This is a genomic window from Pantoea sp. ABR1s (assembly GCF_057812235.1).
In genome coordinates this window covers 45,121-60,567 of sequence record NZ_JBSZSY010000001.1, presented here as the reverse complement: position 1 = coordinate 60,567, position 15,447 = coordinate 45,121, and the positions used below count along the sequence as shown (strand labels likewise).

The following is a 15,447-nucleotide window of genomic DNA, read 5'->3' as shown; positions in this document are numbered from 1 at the left end:
GTCTGGTTGTTGTCAGCGCAACATAACAAACGCGGGTTGAAGCGCTTAGCGATCAAATGTTCGATGCTTAGCGAAAAAAACGCTATGGATGCCAGACCGACTCACGTACCCGAATGGCGCGACTCAATAGCCCCAGTGCATAGAAGCGGTCAGCGATGGTCTGCTGTTCCCGGATGATGGCCAAGTTCATGCGCTGGGTCTGGTGGCTGCGCCGCGCTAAGGCATGCATCAGTGAAGGCGCTGATATCCCGAGTTCGGTGGAGAGCAACGCAGCGGCTTCAGCACGGTGTGCATCGATGTAGCGGCCAGTCTGCTCCAGCGCGGTGAGCAGAACCTGCAGCAGATCGCCCGACTGCGCGGCGAACCCGCGTTCGGCAAGGTAAAACTGATGATTATTGACCCGGCCGGTGCCATCAGCGATCACCCTGAACTGTCCGCTGTTCTCTGCATCGCTGAGCAGCGGATCCCACATCATCCAGGCATCCACTGCGTTGAGATCGCTGGGCGTCAGCGGATATTTGGGCGGTGCATAGACGATGCGCACATCATCCAGCCCTAAACCCGCTTCATCCAGAATCTGCAGCAGCAGATAGTGAACGTTGGAACCACGATTTACGGCGATGCGTTTTCCTCTGAGATCGCCAATCTGCTGAACCGGGCTGCTGTTCGGTACCAGCAGTGCCACGCTCTGCGGCGCGGCGGGTTCCCAGGCCACATAAACCATCGGGCTGTTGCTGGCCTGCGCAAACAAGGGAGGAACTTCACCGGTCGTGCCGAAATCGATCTCCTGTTGGCTCAGCGCATGCAGAAGCTGCGGACCCGCAGGAAACTCACTCCACAGCACGCTGACGCCTCTATCGGCCAGCTGCTGTTCCAGTGACTGGCGCGCTTTCAGGATGCCGAGGTTGCCAAATTTCTGATAACCGATGCGCAGTTCCCGCTCCCGTTCGGGCTGCTGATTCAGAGAAGTGTCGCGCTGACGCAGTGAAGTGCGGCGCGGTTTAATCACTCCCAGATGGCCCAGTTGGGTGCGCAGCGTATGACGACTGATGCCAAGCAGCGCGGCGGCCTGCAGTTGATTGCCCTGAGTGAGTTCCAGCGCATTCTTTATCAGCGCCTCAATCACCCGGGGATAGAGCGGTGTTTCGCTCTGCTGCATCTGCTGCCGTAAAAACTGATCCAGCGCCTCCTCTCCCGGTGGTAACTCGCTACCCGTGAGGTTATTCAGCCGGAGCTGCTGCGGCGTGACCAGCGAGGTTTTGCTGAGCAGGACGGCATTATGCAGGGTGTTCTCCAGCTCGCGAATGTTGCCCGGCCAGCTGTAGTCCATCAGCGTGGCGACAGCATCTTCACTGAGACGTAACTGAGGTCGGCCCAGACGGCGCGCATAGAGCTGCAGGAAGTGAGTGGCCAGCACCGGGATATCTTCGCATCGCTGGCGCAGCGGCGGCAGCGTGACGCTGGCCACATTCAGCCGGTAGTAGAGGTCTTCCCGGAAGCGCCGTTCACGAATCGCCACCGCCAGGTCACGGTTGGTGGCCGCAATGACCCGCACATTGACCTTTACAGCCCGGGAGGAACCCACACGGGTAATCTCGCGCTCCTGCAGCACGCGCAGCAGCTTCACCTGCAGCGACGCGCTCAGTTCACCGACTTCATCCAGCAGCAGCGTCCCGCCCTCTGCCGCCTCAAACCAGCCGCGATGCCGATCCTGTGCGCCGGTAAATGCCCCTTTCTCATGACCAAAGAGCTCCGACTCCGCCAGACTCTCAGTGAGGGCACCGCAGTTGACCGCCAGAAATGGCTGTCTGCTGCGGGCGCTGTGATGATGCAGATAGCGCGCCATCACCTCTTTGCCGGTGCCGGTTTCACCAATGATCAGCACCGTCGCGTCGGTAGGCGCAAGCTGATCCAGCACGCTTTTAAAGGCGCGCGATGCGGGGTCAATCAACTCAGGGCTGGTAATCTGCATCTCATTTACCGGGTTAACAGGAAAGCCATGACCATACCGCGTGGCTAACGCGGAAACGAGAGGCTAACCGGACCGGATTGTTGCCAATGCAGCAGGCTGTAACTTTACCTGTCGCAAATGCAGCAATATGCATCAAGCGAAATTATGAATAAATCGTTGAATTAATGAGATAAATATTAAGTAGCAGACTGGCACGCATCCTGCTAACAGCTATATAACTAAAGAATTTATGCCTATGTATTAAATTCAAATATCGTTATAAAGGAATCTGCTAATGAGTCATGCGACACAGGAAAACCTCAACCTCTTCTGGTTTCTGCCCACCCATGGCGATGGGCGCTATCTTGGCACCACCGAAGGCGGCAGAGCAGTCGATTTACCCTATTTACAGCAGGTTGCGCTGGCGGCAGATAATCTGGGCTACTACGGTGTATTAATCCCGACCGGTAAGAGCTGCGAGGATTCCTGGCTGGTCGCCTCTGCACTGGCACCGATCACCAAAAAGCTGCGTTATTTAGTAGCCGTACGTCCTGGCCTGCAACCGCCAAGCCTGGCGGCGCGTATGGCGGCTACGCTGGATCGGCTTTCTGGCGGACGTTTATTGATTAACGTGGTCACGGGCGGCGATCCGGTGGAGAACAAAGGTGACGGCATCTTTCTGAGTCATGAAGAGCGCTATCAGGTGACCAGAGAGTTTCTTGAGGTCTACTCCCGCCTGCTGAAAGGCGAGAAGGTCGATTTTTCGGGTGATCACATCCACGTGGAAGGCGCTGAGATCCTCTTTCCGCCGGTGCAGGAAAATGGCCCACCGCTCTATTTTGGTGGCTCGTCTGATGCCGCTATCGACGTTGCGGCGAATCAGATCGACACTTATCTGACGTGGGGTGAGCCGGTTGAACAGGTAGCGGAAAAACTGGCGGTGGTTCGTCAGCGGGCGCAGGAGAGTGGCCGTAGCCTCTCCTACGGCATCCGGTTGCATGTCATTGTCCGTGAAACCGAAGAGGAAGCCTGGGCGGCGGCCGAGCGGCTGATTTCTCATCTGGATGAAGAGACCATTGCCGCCGCACAGAAGATCTTTGCCCGCATGGACTCAGCCGGACAGGCGCGGATGAGCGCGCTGCATCAGGGCTCGCGAGACAGCCTGCGCATTGGTCCCAATCTCTGGGCAGGCGTCGGCCTGGTGCGCGGCGGTGCGGGTACTGCGCTGGTGGGGAGTCCGCAGCAGGTAGCCGATCGCATCCGGGAGTATCAGGCGCTGGGGATCGAGAACTTTATTTTCTCCGGCTATCCGCACCTTGAAGAGGCGCACCGCTTCGCTGAACTGGTGATGCCGCTGTTACCGCTGGCTGCCAACGCCGAAAAGAGACAGCGCAGCGTGAACACCGGTCCTTTTGGTGAAACCATTGGCGGCGACCGTCGTCCTGATAAACAGGCCAGCGCCAGTTAACAGAAGAGAAGGTTCGCTTATGTCACAGCAGCAGATAGTCATTATCGGCGGTGGTTTTACCGGCACCGCGCTGGCGATCCATCTGGCCCGGGCTGGCCAGGCAGGGTTGCACGTGACGGTGATTGAACCACGAGCGCAGCTTGCTCAGGGTGTGGCATACGGCACTACCGATCCGGCCCACCGCATCAATGTGCCAGCGGCCAGAATGCAGCTCGCTGGGGATGAGGAGGGCATATTTGACCGCGACTATCGCGCATCGCCCGCCTTTCAGGCCGACCCGGACGCGTTGTGGCGTGACGGCAATGTCTACCCGCAACGCGGGGAGTTTGGTCGCTGGGTCAATGCGCAGTTTGTGCATCAGCAGCAGCATTCGCCGGTAAAACTTAGTCATCTGCGTGATAGCGCGGTTACGCTACAGGATGGCGTAGTGACCACAGCCTCAGGGCAGAAGATTCGGGCCGATCAGGTGGTGCTGGCAATCAGCCATCCACCGCCGGACCTGCCCGCACTGCTGAAGCCCTTACAGGGGCATCGCGGGTTGATTGCCAATCCCTGGCAGGATGGCGCGCTGGCACAGGTCGCACCTGACGATCGGGTAGCGATTATAGGTTCAGGCCTGACCATGTCCGATGTGGTGGCATCGCTGCATCGCCAGCAGCATCGCGGAGAGATTACCGCCTTCTCACGCCGTGGACAGCTGCCGCGAGCCAACCTGAGCGGCAGCGATGAGAGCTACACCCTGGATTACAGTCAGCCGCAGCCCGCCAGCGCACGTGGCTGGTTACATCGGGTGCGTCAGGAGGTAAAACAGGCAGCCGCGTTAAATCTGCCCTGGCAGCTGGTGCTGGATGATATCCGCCGTAACGGCCAGCGTATCTGGCAGAGCCTTTCACTGCATGAGCAGCAGCGTTTTCTGCACCATCTTCGCCCCTGGTGGGATGTTCACCGCTACCGGATTGCCCCGCAGGTAAGTCAGATTCTCAACCAGCAGCAGGCGAGCGGTCAGTTGTCACTGCTGGCGGCGCGGCTGATGGGCGCGGAAGCGATGGGAAACAATCTTCAGCTGACGCTGCGCCGGCGTGGAGCGCAATCAGAAATCCGGGGGGTGGATAAAGTGATTGTCACCACCGGGCCAGCGCACAACGCACTGCTTAAAAGTAACGCGCTGCTGCGCCAGCTCCACGGCGACGGCGTGATTCAGCCCGACCCGCTGGCGCTGGGCATCCAGGTTAACGCGCTGTCACAGACGCTGAATGCGCAGGGTGATGCCAATCCTCATCTCTATGTAGCCGGGCCTGCCGCGCGTGGTCGCTTTGGCGAACTCATGGGATTACCGCAGGTTGCAGAACATGCTGAGTCCGTAGCACGGCAGCTACTCTCCACTACGCCGCTGCCCCTCAGCGAGCGATGTCCCGGCTCACTCATCTACTGAATCACCCTTCCGGAACAATCACTAAAAGGTGGGCGGCAAGCGATTGCCGCATCCGCCCAGGAGTCGCTATGTCATCGCAACGTGAAATTCGCCTGAATGCTTTCGATATGAACTGTGTCGGTCATCAATCGCCCGGCTTATGGGCGCATCCCCGGGATCGTTCCTGGCAGTACAAAGATCTGGAGTACTGGACCGACTTAGCACGCCTGCTGGAGCGCGGCAGGTTTGATGGACTGTTTATTGCTGATGTGCTTGGGGTCTACGACGTGCTCAATGGCAATAACCAGGCCGCGATTCGGCACGCCACGCAGGTGCCGGTAAACGATCCGCTGGCGTTAATCACGCCGATGGCGCTGGTGACGGAACATCTGGGCTTTGGCCTGACCGCCTCACTGTCGTTTGAACACCCCTACCCGTTTGCGCGGCGGATCTCGACGCTGGATCATCTGACCAAAGGCCGCATTGGCTGGAATATTGTAACCTCCTATCTGGAAAGCGGTGCGCGTAATATCGGACATCAGGCTCAGACCGACCATGATGCGCGCTACGACTATGCCGATGAATATCTGCAGGTTATCTATAAGCTGCTGGAGGGAAGCTGGGAAGATGGCGCGGTCCTGCGCGATCGTGAACGTCATATTTTCAGTGACCCGAATAAAATCCATCCGATTAATCATCAGGGTAAATTCTTCCAGGTGCCCGGCATCCATCTGTGTGAACCTTCGCCGCAGCGCACGCCGGTACTATATCAGGCGGGCGCCTCCAGCCGCGGTAAAGCGTTTGCGGCGGAGCATGCCGAATGCGTGTTCGTAGCGGCTCCTTCAAAAGTGCTGCTGAAGAAAACCGTGGCGGATATTCGCCGGAGAGCCGCTGAAGCGGGACGCGATCCCCGTTCCATACTGATCTTCAACCTGCAGACAGTCATTGTTGGCGAAACCGACCTGGCGGCGCAGGCCAAATGGCAGGAGTACAAGCGCTATGTCAGTTACGAAGGCGCGCTGGCGCTGATCTCAGGCTGGACCGGTATTGATTTCGGGCAGTATCAGCCGGATCAGGTACTGAAACATCTGCACACCAATGCGATTCAGTCGGCGGTTGAGACATTCTCCACTGCCGATCCTAACCGCCAATGGACGGTGCAGGGCCTGGCAGACTGGGTGGGCATCGGCGGATTTGGCCCGCTGCTGGTGGGCAGCGCCGAAACGGTGGCCGATGAGCTGCAAAGCTGGGTCGAAGAGACAGATGTCGATGGTTTTAACCTCGCCTACGCCGTGACGCACGAAACCTTTACTGACGTGGTGGAACTGCTGGTGCCGGAACTGCAAAAGCGTGGCGTCTACAAGCAGGAGTATCAGCCCGGTACGCTGCGTGAAAAGTTATTTGGCCAGGGGCCAAGGCTGGCGTTGCCGCATCCGGGTGCCGGTTATCGCCGGAGTGCTGATGTGGAACAGCGAGCAGCAAGGGTGGAAGTTTCATAACAGAGACGGCTGGCTGTCCGGCATGAATAACCGGCGCATAGCAAAGTGCAAAGAGGCAAGAGTACGTCTTGTCGCCGGTTGATGACAGGCATTACCGGACCGGTCATTGCTGTTAACCGTTGCTAAACAGGTCTGCCATATACTGCTGAAACTTCACCCGTTTCAGCAGTATAAAAAACAACATTTCGCTGAACGCTACCGGATGAATTTTATATTTCATGCGGGGTCTGGTGTGGGTGAGATATAATCCTATCTTATTGAATTAATTATAATAGTTATCTGATTTTGTTTGTTGTTAACTATGCCAGTAATTCATATAAAACCCTCGCTACCTGCTGAATATAATAACGAGGATACGATGAGTACATTAGAAATTGACAACACCTTAACTGCGCCACCGCCTCACTCTCAACCGGTTCGATCGGTGAGTGATGTGGCCCGGCTGATCAACAGTAACACCGAGAAAAACAGCTATGCGCGCTGGATTGTTTTCCTGGCGCTGGGCGGCGTGTTTCTTGATGCCTACGATCTCACTACCCTCTCCTACGGCATCGATGATGTGGTAAAGGAGTTTGGTTTAACCCCGGTACTCACGGGCCTGGTGACGTCGTCAATCATGATCGGCACCATTGTGGGTAATCTGATCGGCGGCTGGCTGACCGATAAATATGGCCGTTACTCAGTGTTTATGGCGGACATGTTGTTTTTTGTCGTCTCCGCCATTGCGGCAGGTCTGGCCCCCAACGTCTGGGTGTTGATTGGTGCCCGTTTTCTGATGGGCATCGGCGTCGGGATCGATCTGCCGGTTGCCATGGCCTATCTGGCAGAATTCTCTAAGTTCTCCGGCAAGGGCAATAAAGCATCGCGCCTCGCTGCCTGGTGCCCGATGTGGTATGCCGCTTCGTCTGCCTGCTTCTTTATTATTTTTGCGCTCTATTTCCTGCTCCCCGCCGAACATATCGACTGGCTGTGGCGCGCCTCGCTGCTGTTCGGCGCCGTACCGGCGCTACTGATTATTGCGGTGCGCAGTAAGTTTATGAATGAGTCACCGCTGTGGGCGGCGAATCAGGGCGACCTGAGCGGTGCGGTGCGTATTCTGCGTGACTCTTACGGCATTGTTGCGCATGAGGAGCCGCCCGCTAAAACCGATGCGGTGAAAGCGACGCCGAAAGTGCGTTTCCGCGTACTGTTTCAGAAGCCTTATCTGGAGCGCACGGTCGTCAGTGCGGTGATGAACGTCTGTATTTCGTTTGAATACACCGCCATCGCTTTCTTCCTGCCCTCTATCCTGGCGCAATTTCTCGGCGCGGGCGTATTTGAAACTATCTCTGCCTCGCTGGGACTGAATGCGTTGTTCGCCTTTACCGGCGGGCTGTTGGGGATGCGACTGGCGTGGAAATTTCCCTCACGGCATGTCGCAATCGCCGGATTTGCGCTGCAGTTTATCGCGCTGATTTCGCTGGCATTGATTGGTCATCCCCAGGCGACAGCTGGCGTGGTGTTTGCGGTGCTGATGCTGGGTTTGTGGCTCTTTGCAGAGGGATTCGGACCCGGCGCGCAGTTGATGATCTATCCGGCGCTCTCCTACCCGACCCACATACGCGCCACCGGTGTCGGCTTTAGTCGTTCGCTCTCCGGTGTGGGCAGCGCGCTGGCGCTGTTTATTCTGCCAATTTTGCAGGCGCGTTACGGCACCAATATGTTCTGGATTGTCTCGCTGGCCGCCCTTATCCCGATTATTTTCCTGTTAATCATTCGTTTTGAACCGACCCGACAGGACATCGATGAACAACCCGACTCAGGAGAGGATCATGTCTGAATTAAATCGTACCGAATTTGCCGAACTGGTTCAGCATTTCAGGCCGCTGTTCGCCCGCATCGCTGAGGGGGCATGTGCCCGTGAAACCGAACGCACACTGTTGCATGAGCCGATCAGCTGGCTGAAAGCGGCGCGCTTCGGCACCCTGCGTATCCCTAAAGAAGAAGGCGGCTTTGGGGTTTCGCTGCCGCAGTTATTTGCTCTGCTGACCGAACTGGCTGAGGCAGATTCCAACCTGCCACAGGCGCTGCGTGCGCACTTCGCATTTATTGAGGATCGCCTGAACCAGCCAGCCAGTGAGGATCGGCGTCGCTGGTTCCGCCGCTTTGTGGACGGTGAGCTGGTAGGCAGCGGCTGGAGCGAGATCGGCGCGGTGAAGCTGGGTGAAGTCAACACTCAGGTTTCTCCCGATGAGGGGGGATGGCGGATCAGCGGTGAGAAGTTCTACAGCACCGGCACACTCTATGCGGACTGGATTGATGTCTATGCTCAGCGCGCGGATAACGGTCGTGATGTGATTGCCCTGGTGAACACCCACCAGAATGAGGTGGAGCGCGATGATGACTGGGATGGCTTCGGGCAGCGACTGACCGGCAGTGGTACGACGCGCTTTCATCAGGCCCGGGTTGAACTGCCACATGTCTATGATTTCAGTGAGCGTTTCCGCTATCAGACGGCATTCTATCAGCATGTCTTACTGGCCACGCTGGCGGGCATCGGGCGGGCGGTGGTGCGCGATGCTGCTCAGGGCGTGGCGCAGCGTAAGCGTATTTACAGCCACGGTAATGCGCCGCAGGTGAAGCAGGATGTTCAGGTGTTGCAGGTGGTCGGTCAGATAAGCAGCTGGGCATGGGCAGCCGAAGCCGCCGTCGACCGGGCGACCCACTCGTTGCAGCGGGCATTTGAGCTGCAACTGAGTGGCGCAGATGAGGCACAGCTTCATGCGGCAAACGTGCTGGCCGAAGTAGAGTCCGCTCAGGCACAGGCGGTGGCCGTTGAGCTGGTGACGCGTGCGGCAACAGAATTCTTCAATGCGCTGGGTGCATCTGATACCCGAGTCAGCAAGGCACTCGACCGGCACTGGCGTAATGCACGAACGGTGTCGTCGCACAATCCGGTGATCTACAAGCTACGTAACGTGGGTGACTGGGAGGTGAACGGCACCGATCCGACCTTTATCTGGCAGATAGGCAATGGAAATGGAGTATAAAATCGCTGTTTCATGGGCAGATATTTGCGTTTGGGAATTGATCAGCCTGAAATGGAAACACCAAACCGACAGATTTCATTTTATTCGGATGAGAAACTGACGCTGGCCATTTAATAGCACTTATACTGTCCGTGATACAGGAAACAGACACGCTAAATGCGAAGGATATTAATTGCCATTTATTAAGTATGAGCCAGGCGTTATTATCTTCAAGCCCGAACGTTTATTTTTGCGTAAAGGGAAAAGAGCCAGCATCACATCATGACGCTGGCTATTTTTTCATCAGCGCGTCTGTTAAGGCTTGCTTACAGGCTCTGGCATAGCTGAAGAGTGATGGGTTGAGATTTTCCAGCCCTTACCATCCCAGACATAAGTGAAGGTGTAACGTGCTGTGACGTGCGTGTTATCTTTAAAAGTAAATGTATAAACGCCGGTATCAATCGCTTTATTACAACCAATTCTGATAGTCCGGGAATCAATTTTACCGCTCGGCCCTTTTTTCAGGAAATCTTTAAAATAATCGATACGTTCCTGATCGGTCAGACGTACCTGATTTGAAATGGTCGGCAGCAAAACGGCATCGCTGACATATAATTCAGATACTTTTGTTGCATCACCGGTTGCCAGAGAGTCATTCCAGGCGTCAAACAGGTTAGCCACATCCTGCTCTGAGGCTCTGACACAGGTCACGGACTGTTGTGCCTGCGTAACAACTGGGGCGCAGGAAAGACCTAAAAGGCACAGCGATAATAACGTTTTTTTCATGAAAAAATCCTCGTATTTACCCTGGGTGAAGCCAGCGTTCTGTGCGTTCTTTCAGACGCCGCCATAAATGTGTATAACTCGTTAATACGTTTTAATCCGGCTGATCAGCCAGAATAAGACTGCTGCGATAAATACATTAGCCGCTTTATTCGATTAAAAAGCTGATGCATATACTTATCGACGCTTTTGATATGCAGGGGAATAAGATAGATGAAAGGAAGTGCTGTCTGGTATTTAAATCGGCGATAAGCTGGTATTTAGTTTTTTGTTCTGAGTGTTCATGCCTGGATCTCTTTTGGTAGCGTAAATGACATGTCGCCTGTTCAGAGCTATGAACGTAATATCGGGAAGTAGTGTTTAATTTATGTACTCTATAAAAACTTTCAAAGGGTATTGCCTGTGAGCAGTGTTATATGGAACCTTTTTATGAGTTATTAATTTAACTGACTAACTAATTAACGTAGCCTGCCATTTTTTAACATCTCTATTTTGATGCTCCTGTTCATTATTGCGCTGGAAAAATAAAGCATCGTGATGCGCTGATTTATTTAAATAATGATTAAACCGTTCATACCTTGGTTTAACCGCGCCTTAGTTTGAGACATTTTTTTGCATCGTGGTTTCACTTGAACAACTCGCAGTGAGTTACGTTCAGCTATTGATAAAGCGTGTGACCTATACCTTCCCTGACTGACTGCGATGAGCGTCAATCCGTTAAAAGCCAGACGGGATCGGTTACGCCATACTAACTTCGTATAATTGTTCTTATACGAAGTCATGACATAGGGATGGTGCCGGGTTAAGATGGATAGCAGTAAAGTTCGCCCTGAAAATGACAACGCTACGTAAATTCTGACCGGTTATCCCCCTGCTTAGTTCTCAGAATTAACGTAGCGCGATCATCGGCGTCTTTGGTTGATAAGTGAGCAAATATGAGTGAGTTAGTGCCGTTAACCCCACTGACGGTTGACCGGAATAGCGATATCACCGAGCGGCTCCGGCAGTTCGTTCAGGATAAAGAGGCTTTCTCACCTAACACCTGGCGACAGCTGCTTAGCGTAATGCGAATCTGCAATCGCTGGTCGGAAGATAACCAGCGCAGCTTCCTGCCGATGAGTGCAGACGATTTGCGTGACTATCTTTCTTTTCTGGCTGAAAGCGGCCGGGCCTCCTCAACCGTCACTTCACACGCGGCGTTAATTTCGATGTTACACCGTAACGCCGGATTGCCGGTGCCCAATGTCTCTCCGCTGGTTTTCCGGACGATGAAGAAGATAAACCGTGTGGCGGTGATCAACGGTGAGCGGGCAGGCCAGGCCGTGCCCTTCAGGCTGAGTGACCTGCTGGCGCTGGATAAAGAATGGTCAGGTTCTGATAACCTTCAGGCGCTTCGCGATCTGGCTTTTTTACATGTGGCTTATGCAACGCTATTGCGTATCAGTGAACTGTCGCGTTTGAGGGTGCGGGATGTGATGCGTGCCGGTGATGGTCGCATCATTCTGGATGTGGCATGGACAAAAACTATTGTGCAGACCGGCGGATTGATTAAGGCGCTCAGCGCCCGTTCAACTCAACGACTGGAAGAGTGGATTGAAGCGTCAGGGCTATCCAGCCAGCCTGATGCCTGGCTGTTTACTGCAGTACATCGGTCTGGCCGGCCACTGATTGCCGAAAAGCCGATGAGCACAAGGGCACTGGAACAGATTTTTAGCCGGGCATGGCGCACTGCCGGAAAAGAGGGCGCAGTAAAGGCCAATAAAAATCGCTACACCGGCTGGAGTGGCCACAGCGCCAGGGTAGGAGCTGCGCAGGATATGGCAGATAAAGGTTATCCGATTGCCAGGATCATGCAGGAAGGCACGTGGAAAAAACCAGAAACACTGATGCGCTATATTCGCCATGTGGATGCACACAAAGGTGCCATGGTGGAGTTTATGGAGCAATATGGTGACCCTGATTATCCTGGCTGATGGCTCCTGAAATGAGAATAAAGCCCTTATTCAGGCTGAAGTTATCCACAGAAAAAGTGGACAGCCTGTGTGTAAGCCGGTACGGATTATCGCTGTGGCGGGCATCCATAGCGTTCATCCGGCTGATTTAATTGATTTATTCTTACTGCCATACCGCATGCTGCGAATCTGTCTGCAAAACAGGAGCTGCTATCCATAATAAGGGCATGCTGCAGTGCATGGTCAGACCTGCTTTGGTAAGTATCCGCCTTAGCGGGAAGGATAATGCTTCTGGCGGGGTTAATTGTCATGCTGCCTTTGTCACTGCTCATACGCTAATCATCCCACCATTCTGGCTTCAAATTCGTAAGAACAATCAACAGGACAATCCTCACCTGTCCGCTGCGGCCAGGAATCGCCGGCAGCGGAAAGAGTGAATGTCATCAGTACTTATTTTTACCGGGCAAAGCCTTTCTGCTTATCACAGCCGCCGTGGCAGCCGCTGCAACTCCCCTTTTCCTCCCTGAGCATGACCGGTATTGACTGCACCCGGCTTCCCGCTTTTCGCAATGCCAGCAGGATGATTCCGTTCAGCACCAGCACAATTATCAGGCAGGTCGCACTAAATGCAGGATGGTCGGCAAAAGTGACGGTCTGGTAAAACAGCGTGGCGGTGGCGTAGGCAATATTGAGTCCCCAGAAGAAGGAGAACATCATCCATTTTTTACCGGCTTCCCGCGCAATAGCCCCCATGACCGAGACGCAGGGAACATAAAGCAGGACAAAAATTAAGTAACTGTAAGCGGCAAAGCCACTGCCAAATTTGGCTGACATCACGCCCATCGAACCAGTCGCCATCTCACCATCGCCTTTACTGGCATCGATGGGATGGGCCAGCGCATCAATTCTGAAGGCAGCCGTTAACCCCGCCCAGGTCTCTGTCAGCGCCTCTTTAAGCTCACCAGGCAGGTCAAAAGCCTGCGGATCAAATGGACTGCTCTGGATTGCCTCTGTGGTGTAAAGGCTGTTGAGCGTGCCGACCACGACCTCTTTCGCCATGATGCCGCTCACCAGCCCCACTGTTGCCTGCCAGTTATCCTGAGTGACACCAATCGGCAACAGCACGGGCGTGATCGCTTTGCTGGTCGCCGCCAGCGCAGAGTGGTTAATGTCATTAACCATCTGGCCATTAAAGGCAAAACTGCTCAGTACGCCAATCAGCATGCTCACCAGGATAATCACCTGTCCGGCTCGCACCACAAACATTTTCAGCCGTTGCCAGGTCTGCAACAGCAGGCTTTTGAGGTGAGGCCGGTGATAGACCGGCAATTCCATGATAAACGGCGAGGCTTCTCCGCCCAGCAGGGTATGCTTAAGCACCAGCCCGGTCGCGATGGCCACCACAATGCCCAGCAGATAGAGGGAGAAAACCAGGCTGGAACTGTGGGTGTTAAAGAATGCCGCAGCGAAAACCGCAAAAATCGCCAGCCGTGCGCCACATGACATAAAAGGCGCAATCAACACCGTCAGCAGACGCTCACGCGGTGTATCCAGCGTCCGTGTCCCCATGACCGACGGGACATTACAGCCAAAGCCGACAATCAGCGGCACAAAGGATTTTCCCGGCAGGCCCAGTGACTGCATCAGACGATCCATCACAAAAGCGGCGCGCGCCATGTAGCCGGAGTCTTCAAGGAAAGCGAGGAACAGGAACATCAGGCCAATCTGCGGAATGATCGGCAGCACGGTATTGATACCGGCACCGATACCCTGCGCCAGGAAAACCGTCAGCCAGTCAGGGAAGTGGCAGACATAGCCCAGCCATTGCGCACCATGAATGAATATCGCCACCGAACTGCTGTCGAACAGTGGCTGTAGCGCAGCACCGATGTTAATTGAAAGCACGAACATTACATACATCACCGCCAGGAATATCGGAATGCCCAGCCAGCGGTTCAGCACAATTTTATCGATCCTGCGGGTCAGACCGGCGGGCATTGCGTGATGAATGTTACTCACTGCCGCGCAAAGCGCATTGATGGTGCGATAGCGGTAATCGGCAATCTGTACGCCGGTCTCTCCTCCGGCCTGCTGCATAATCTCGGGCAAATGCGGAACCAGCGCCGGACAAAGTTTCTGACTGTTGATATCCCCTTCCAGCAGTTGCAAGGCCAGCCAGTAGCGTTTTTGTGGGGCTATGGCGGCGGGCATCTGTTGGCAGAGCTGCTCAATGGCCGTTTCAATCGCAGCCGGATAACGTACCCGTTCAGGTGCGCGGTAAATATGGGGCTGGTCAATCAGCGCTTTGAGCAGGGCAATGCCATCACCTTTGGTTGAGGTCAGTGAAACGACCGGACATCCGAGATGAGCTGACAGTGCTGCGACATCAATAGTGATGTTCTGGCTGGCGGCAATATCCTGCATGTTCAGGGCGACAATGCAGGGTACGCCCAGTTCCAGCAGCTGAAAGGTCAGGAACAGATTACTTTCCAGACTGGAGGCATCGACGACGTTAATCACCACATCGGCGTGATCCTGATAGAGATACTGGCAGGCGATGCTCTCATCTATCGAACTTTCAGCAGATAGCGTTGTCAGCGATCGGGTGCCTGGCAGATCAATAAGCCTGACATCTGACTGCGCGGTAAAAAATTGACCCTCTTTGCGCTCAACTGTGACGCCAGCCCAGTTCCCGACCCGCTGTCGGGCACCGGTGAGCTGGTTAAACAGCGTGGTTTTGCCGGTATTAGGATTACCAATCAGCCCGATGGTTATCTTCTTCATCAGACGATTTCCTCCAGGATGATGTCGTCCAGGTCACGCTGCCGCACCGCCAGGCTGACACGGCGGGTAGAGATCTGCACCGGATCGCCCATTGGCGCCACGCGAATGACCTCAATAACTGCGCCGGGAAGCATACCCATTGTCAGTAATTTCTGGCGCCAGGCGGAATTTACCGATGGCTGATAGCCAAGGATCCGGTAGGTGCTGCCCATATTAATTGCCATATCACGCGCTGCCTAAAAGTAAGAAGCACTCATTCTATAAATGATACTCGTTTCGGTTTTTGATCTGGCATCGGGCAGGCAGAAGAAAACTGCCGTCAGGGTCAACGGCAGGTCAACAGCGCATTAAATGGGGGTTCTTCCAGGCGCGGGTTCAACAGTTAAAGGCGGATGTGGAGAATGTATAATCATTCCCGCACTCTAGCAGAGAGCATCCGTTTAGTTACATCATTCAGTCTGCCGTAAATAACTATTACGGCCCTTCGGGCCGTGCGGGGCGGCTGGTCAATGAGCACTCGGATTCACAGAACGGCTCCGTTCAGGTTAAATCAAAAAACCAATCTGACAGGATAGCGCCGGTAACATAATC

General features: G+C 54.7%; 10 protein-coding genes. 6 read left to right on the top strand and 4 right to left on the bottom strand.

What is annotated here, in order from left to right:
• Positions 1-82: 82 nt before the first annotated feature.
• A complete protein-coding gene (locus tag ACXKZD_RS19310) occupies positions 83-1,972 on the bottom strand; it encodes a sigma-54-dependent Fis family transcriptional regulator (RefSeq protein WP_050680244.1) in 1,890 nt (629 codons plus the stop codon).
• Positions 1,973-2,246: 274 nt separating this feature from the next.
• Between ACXKZD_RS19310 and ssuD the strand changes: the two genes are divergently transcribed.
• The 5 genes from ssuD (at position 2,247) to ACXKZD_RS19285 (ending at position 9,358) form a co-directional block, all read left to right on the top strand.
• Complete coding sequence (gene ssuD, locus ACXKZD_RS19305; protein WP_307595375.1) at positions 2,247-3,419, top strand: FMNH2-dependent alkanesulfonate monooxygenase; 1,173 nt, start codon at positions 2,247-2,249, stop codon at positions 3,417-3,419.
• 19 nt (positions 3,420-3,438) lie between these two features.
• Entirely contained in the window at positions 3,439-4,851 is a 1,413-nt protein-coding gene (locus ACXKZD_RS19300; protein WP_488982107.1) for an FAD/NAD(P)-binding protein, read from the top strand.
• 68 nt (positions 4,852-4,919) lie between these two features.
• Complete coding sequence (locus tag ACXKZD_RS19295; protein WP_033759964.1) at positions 4,920-6,329, top strand: LLM class flavin-dependent oxidoreductase; 1,410 nt, start codon at positions 4,920-4,922, stop codon at positions 6,327-6,329.
• Between the two features lie 358 nt (positions 6,330-6,687).
• The gene (locus ACXKZD_RS19290; protein ID WP_122889891.1) at positions 6,688-8,148 is read left to right on the top strand and encodes an MFS transporter; all 1,461 of its coding nucleotides are present in this window, start codon (positions 6,688-6,690) and stop codon (positions 8,146-8,148) included.
• Positions 8,141-9,358: an acyl-CoA dehydrogenase family protein gene (locus tag ACXKZD_RS19285; protein ID WP_033781081.1), complete on the top strand. Its 1,218-nt coding sequence runs from the start codon at positions 8,141-8,143 to the stop codon at positions 9,356-9,358. Before ACXKZD_RS19290 ends, ACXKZD_RS19285 begins: the two co-directional genes overlap by 8 nt.
• Positions 9,359-9,652: 294 nt before the next feature.
• Here the strand turns inward: ACXKZD_RS19285 and ACXKZD_RS19280 are convergent, their stop codons facing one another.
• Positions 9,653-10,123, bottom strand: a complete 471-nt coding sequence (locus ACXKZD_RS19280; protein WP_033770116.1) for an SgcJ/EcaC family oxidoreductase — start codon at positions 10,121-10,123, stop codon at positions 9,653-9,655.
• A 932-nt stretch (positions 10,124-11,055) separates the two neighbouring features.
• On the opposite strand from ACXKZD_RS19280, the gene ACXKZD_RS19275 reads away from it, so the two are divergent.
• A complete protein-coding gene (locus ACXKZD_RS19275) occupies positions 11,056-12,093 on the top strand; it encodes a tyrosine-type recombinase/integrase (RefSeq protein WP_010671927.1) in 1,038 nt (345 codons plus the stop codon).
• A gap of 435 nt (positions 12,094-12,528) precedes the next feature.
• On the opposite strand, the gene feoB is transcribed toward ACXKZD_RS19275, so the two are convergent.
• On the bottom strand, positions 12,529-14,856 hold the full coding sequence (gene feoB, locus ACXKZD_RS19270) for a Fe(2+) transporter permease subunit FeoB (RefSeq protein ID WP_323170421.1): 2,328 nt from the start codon (positions 14,854-14,856) through the stop codon (positions 12,529-12,531).
• Positions 14,856-15,080 carry a FeoA domain-containing protein gene (locus ACXKZD_RS19265; RefSeq protein WP_010257073.1) on the bottom strand — a complete coding sequence of 75 codons (225 nt, stop codon included), beginning with the start codon at positions 15,078-15,080 and terminating at the stop codon, positions 14,856-14,858. Before ACXKZD_RS19265 ends, feoB begins: the two co-directional genes overlap by 1 nt.
• Positions 15,081-15,447 lie beyond the last annotated feature (367 nt).

Excerpts from the sequence above, each read along its gene's own strand:
- ACXKZD_RS19310 (WP_050680244.1), bottom strand. The coding sequence starts at position 1,972 with ATGCAGATTACCAGCCCTGAGTTGATTGACCCCGCATCGCGCGCCTTT.
- ssuD (WP_307595375.1), top strand. The coding sequence starts at position 2,247 with ATGAGTCATGCGACACAGGAAAACCTCAACCTCTTCTGGTTTCTGCCC.
- ACXKZD_RS19300 (WP_488982107.1), top strand. The coding sequence starts at position 3,439 with ATGTCACAGCAGCAGATAGTCATTATCGGCGGTGGTTTTACCGGCACC.
- ACXKZD_RS19295 (WP_033759964.1), top strand. The coding sequence starts at position 4,920 with ATGTCATCGCAACGTGAAATTCGCCTGAATGCTTTCGATATGAACTGT.
- ACXKZD_RS19290 (WP_122889891.1), top strand. The coding sequence starts at position 6,688 with ATGAGTACATTAGAAATTGACAACACCTTAACTGCGCCACCGCCTCAC.
- ACXKZD_RS19285 (WP_033781081.1), top strand. The coding sequence starts at position 8,141 with ATGTCTGAATTAAATCGTACCGAATTTGCCGAACTGGTTCAGCATTTC.
- ACXKZD_RS19280 (WP_033770116.1), bottom strand. The coding sequence starts at position 10,123 with ATGAAAAAAACGTTATTATCGCTGTGCCTTTTAGGTCTTTCCTGCGCC.
- ACXKZD_RS19275 (WP_010671927.1), top strand. The coding sequence starts at position 11,056 with ATGAGTGAGTTAGTGCCGTTAACCCCACTGACGGTTGACCGGAATAGC.
- feoB (WP_323170421.1), bottom strand. The coding sequence starts at position 14,856 with ATGAAGAAGATAACCATCGGGCTGATTGGTAATCCTAATACCGGCAAA.
- ACXKZD_RS19265 (WP_010257073.1), bottom strand. The coding sequence starts at position 15,080 with ATGGCAATTAATATGGGCAGCACCTACCGGATCCTTGGCTATCAGCCA.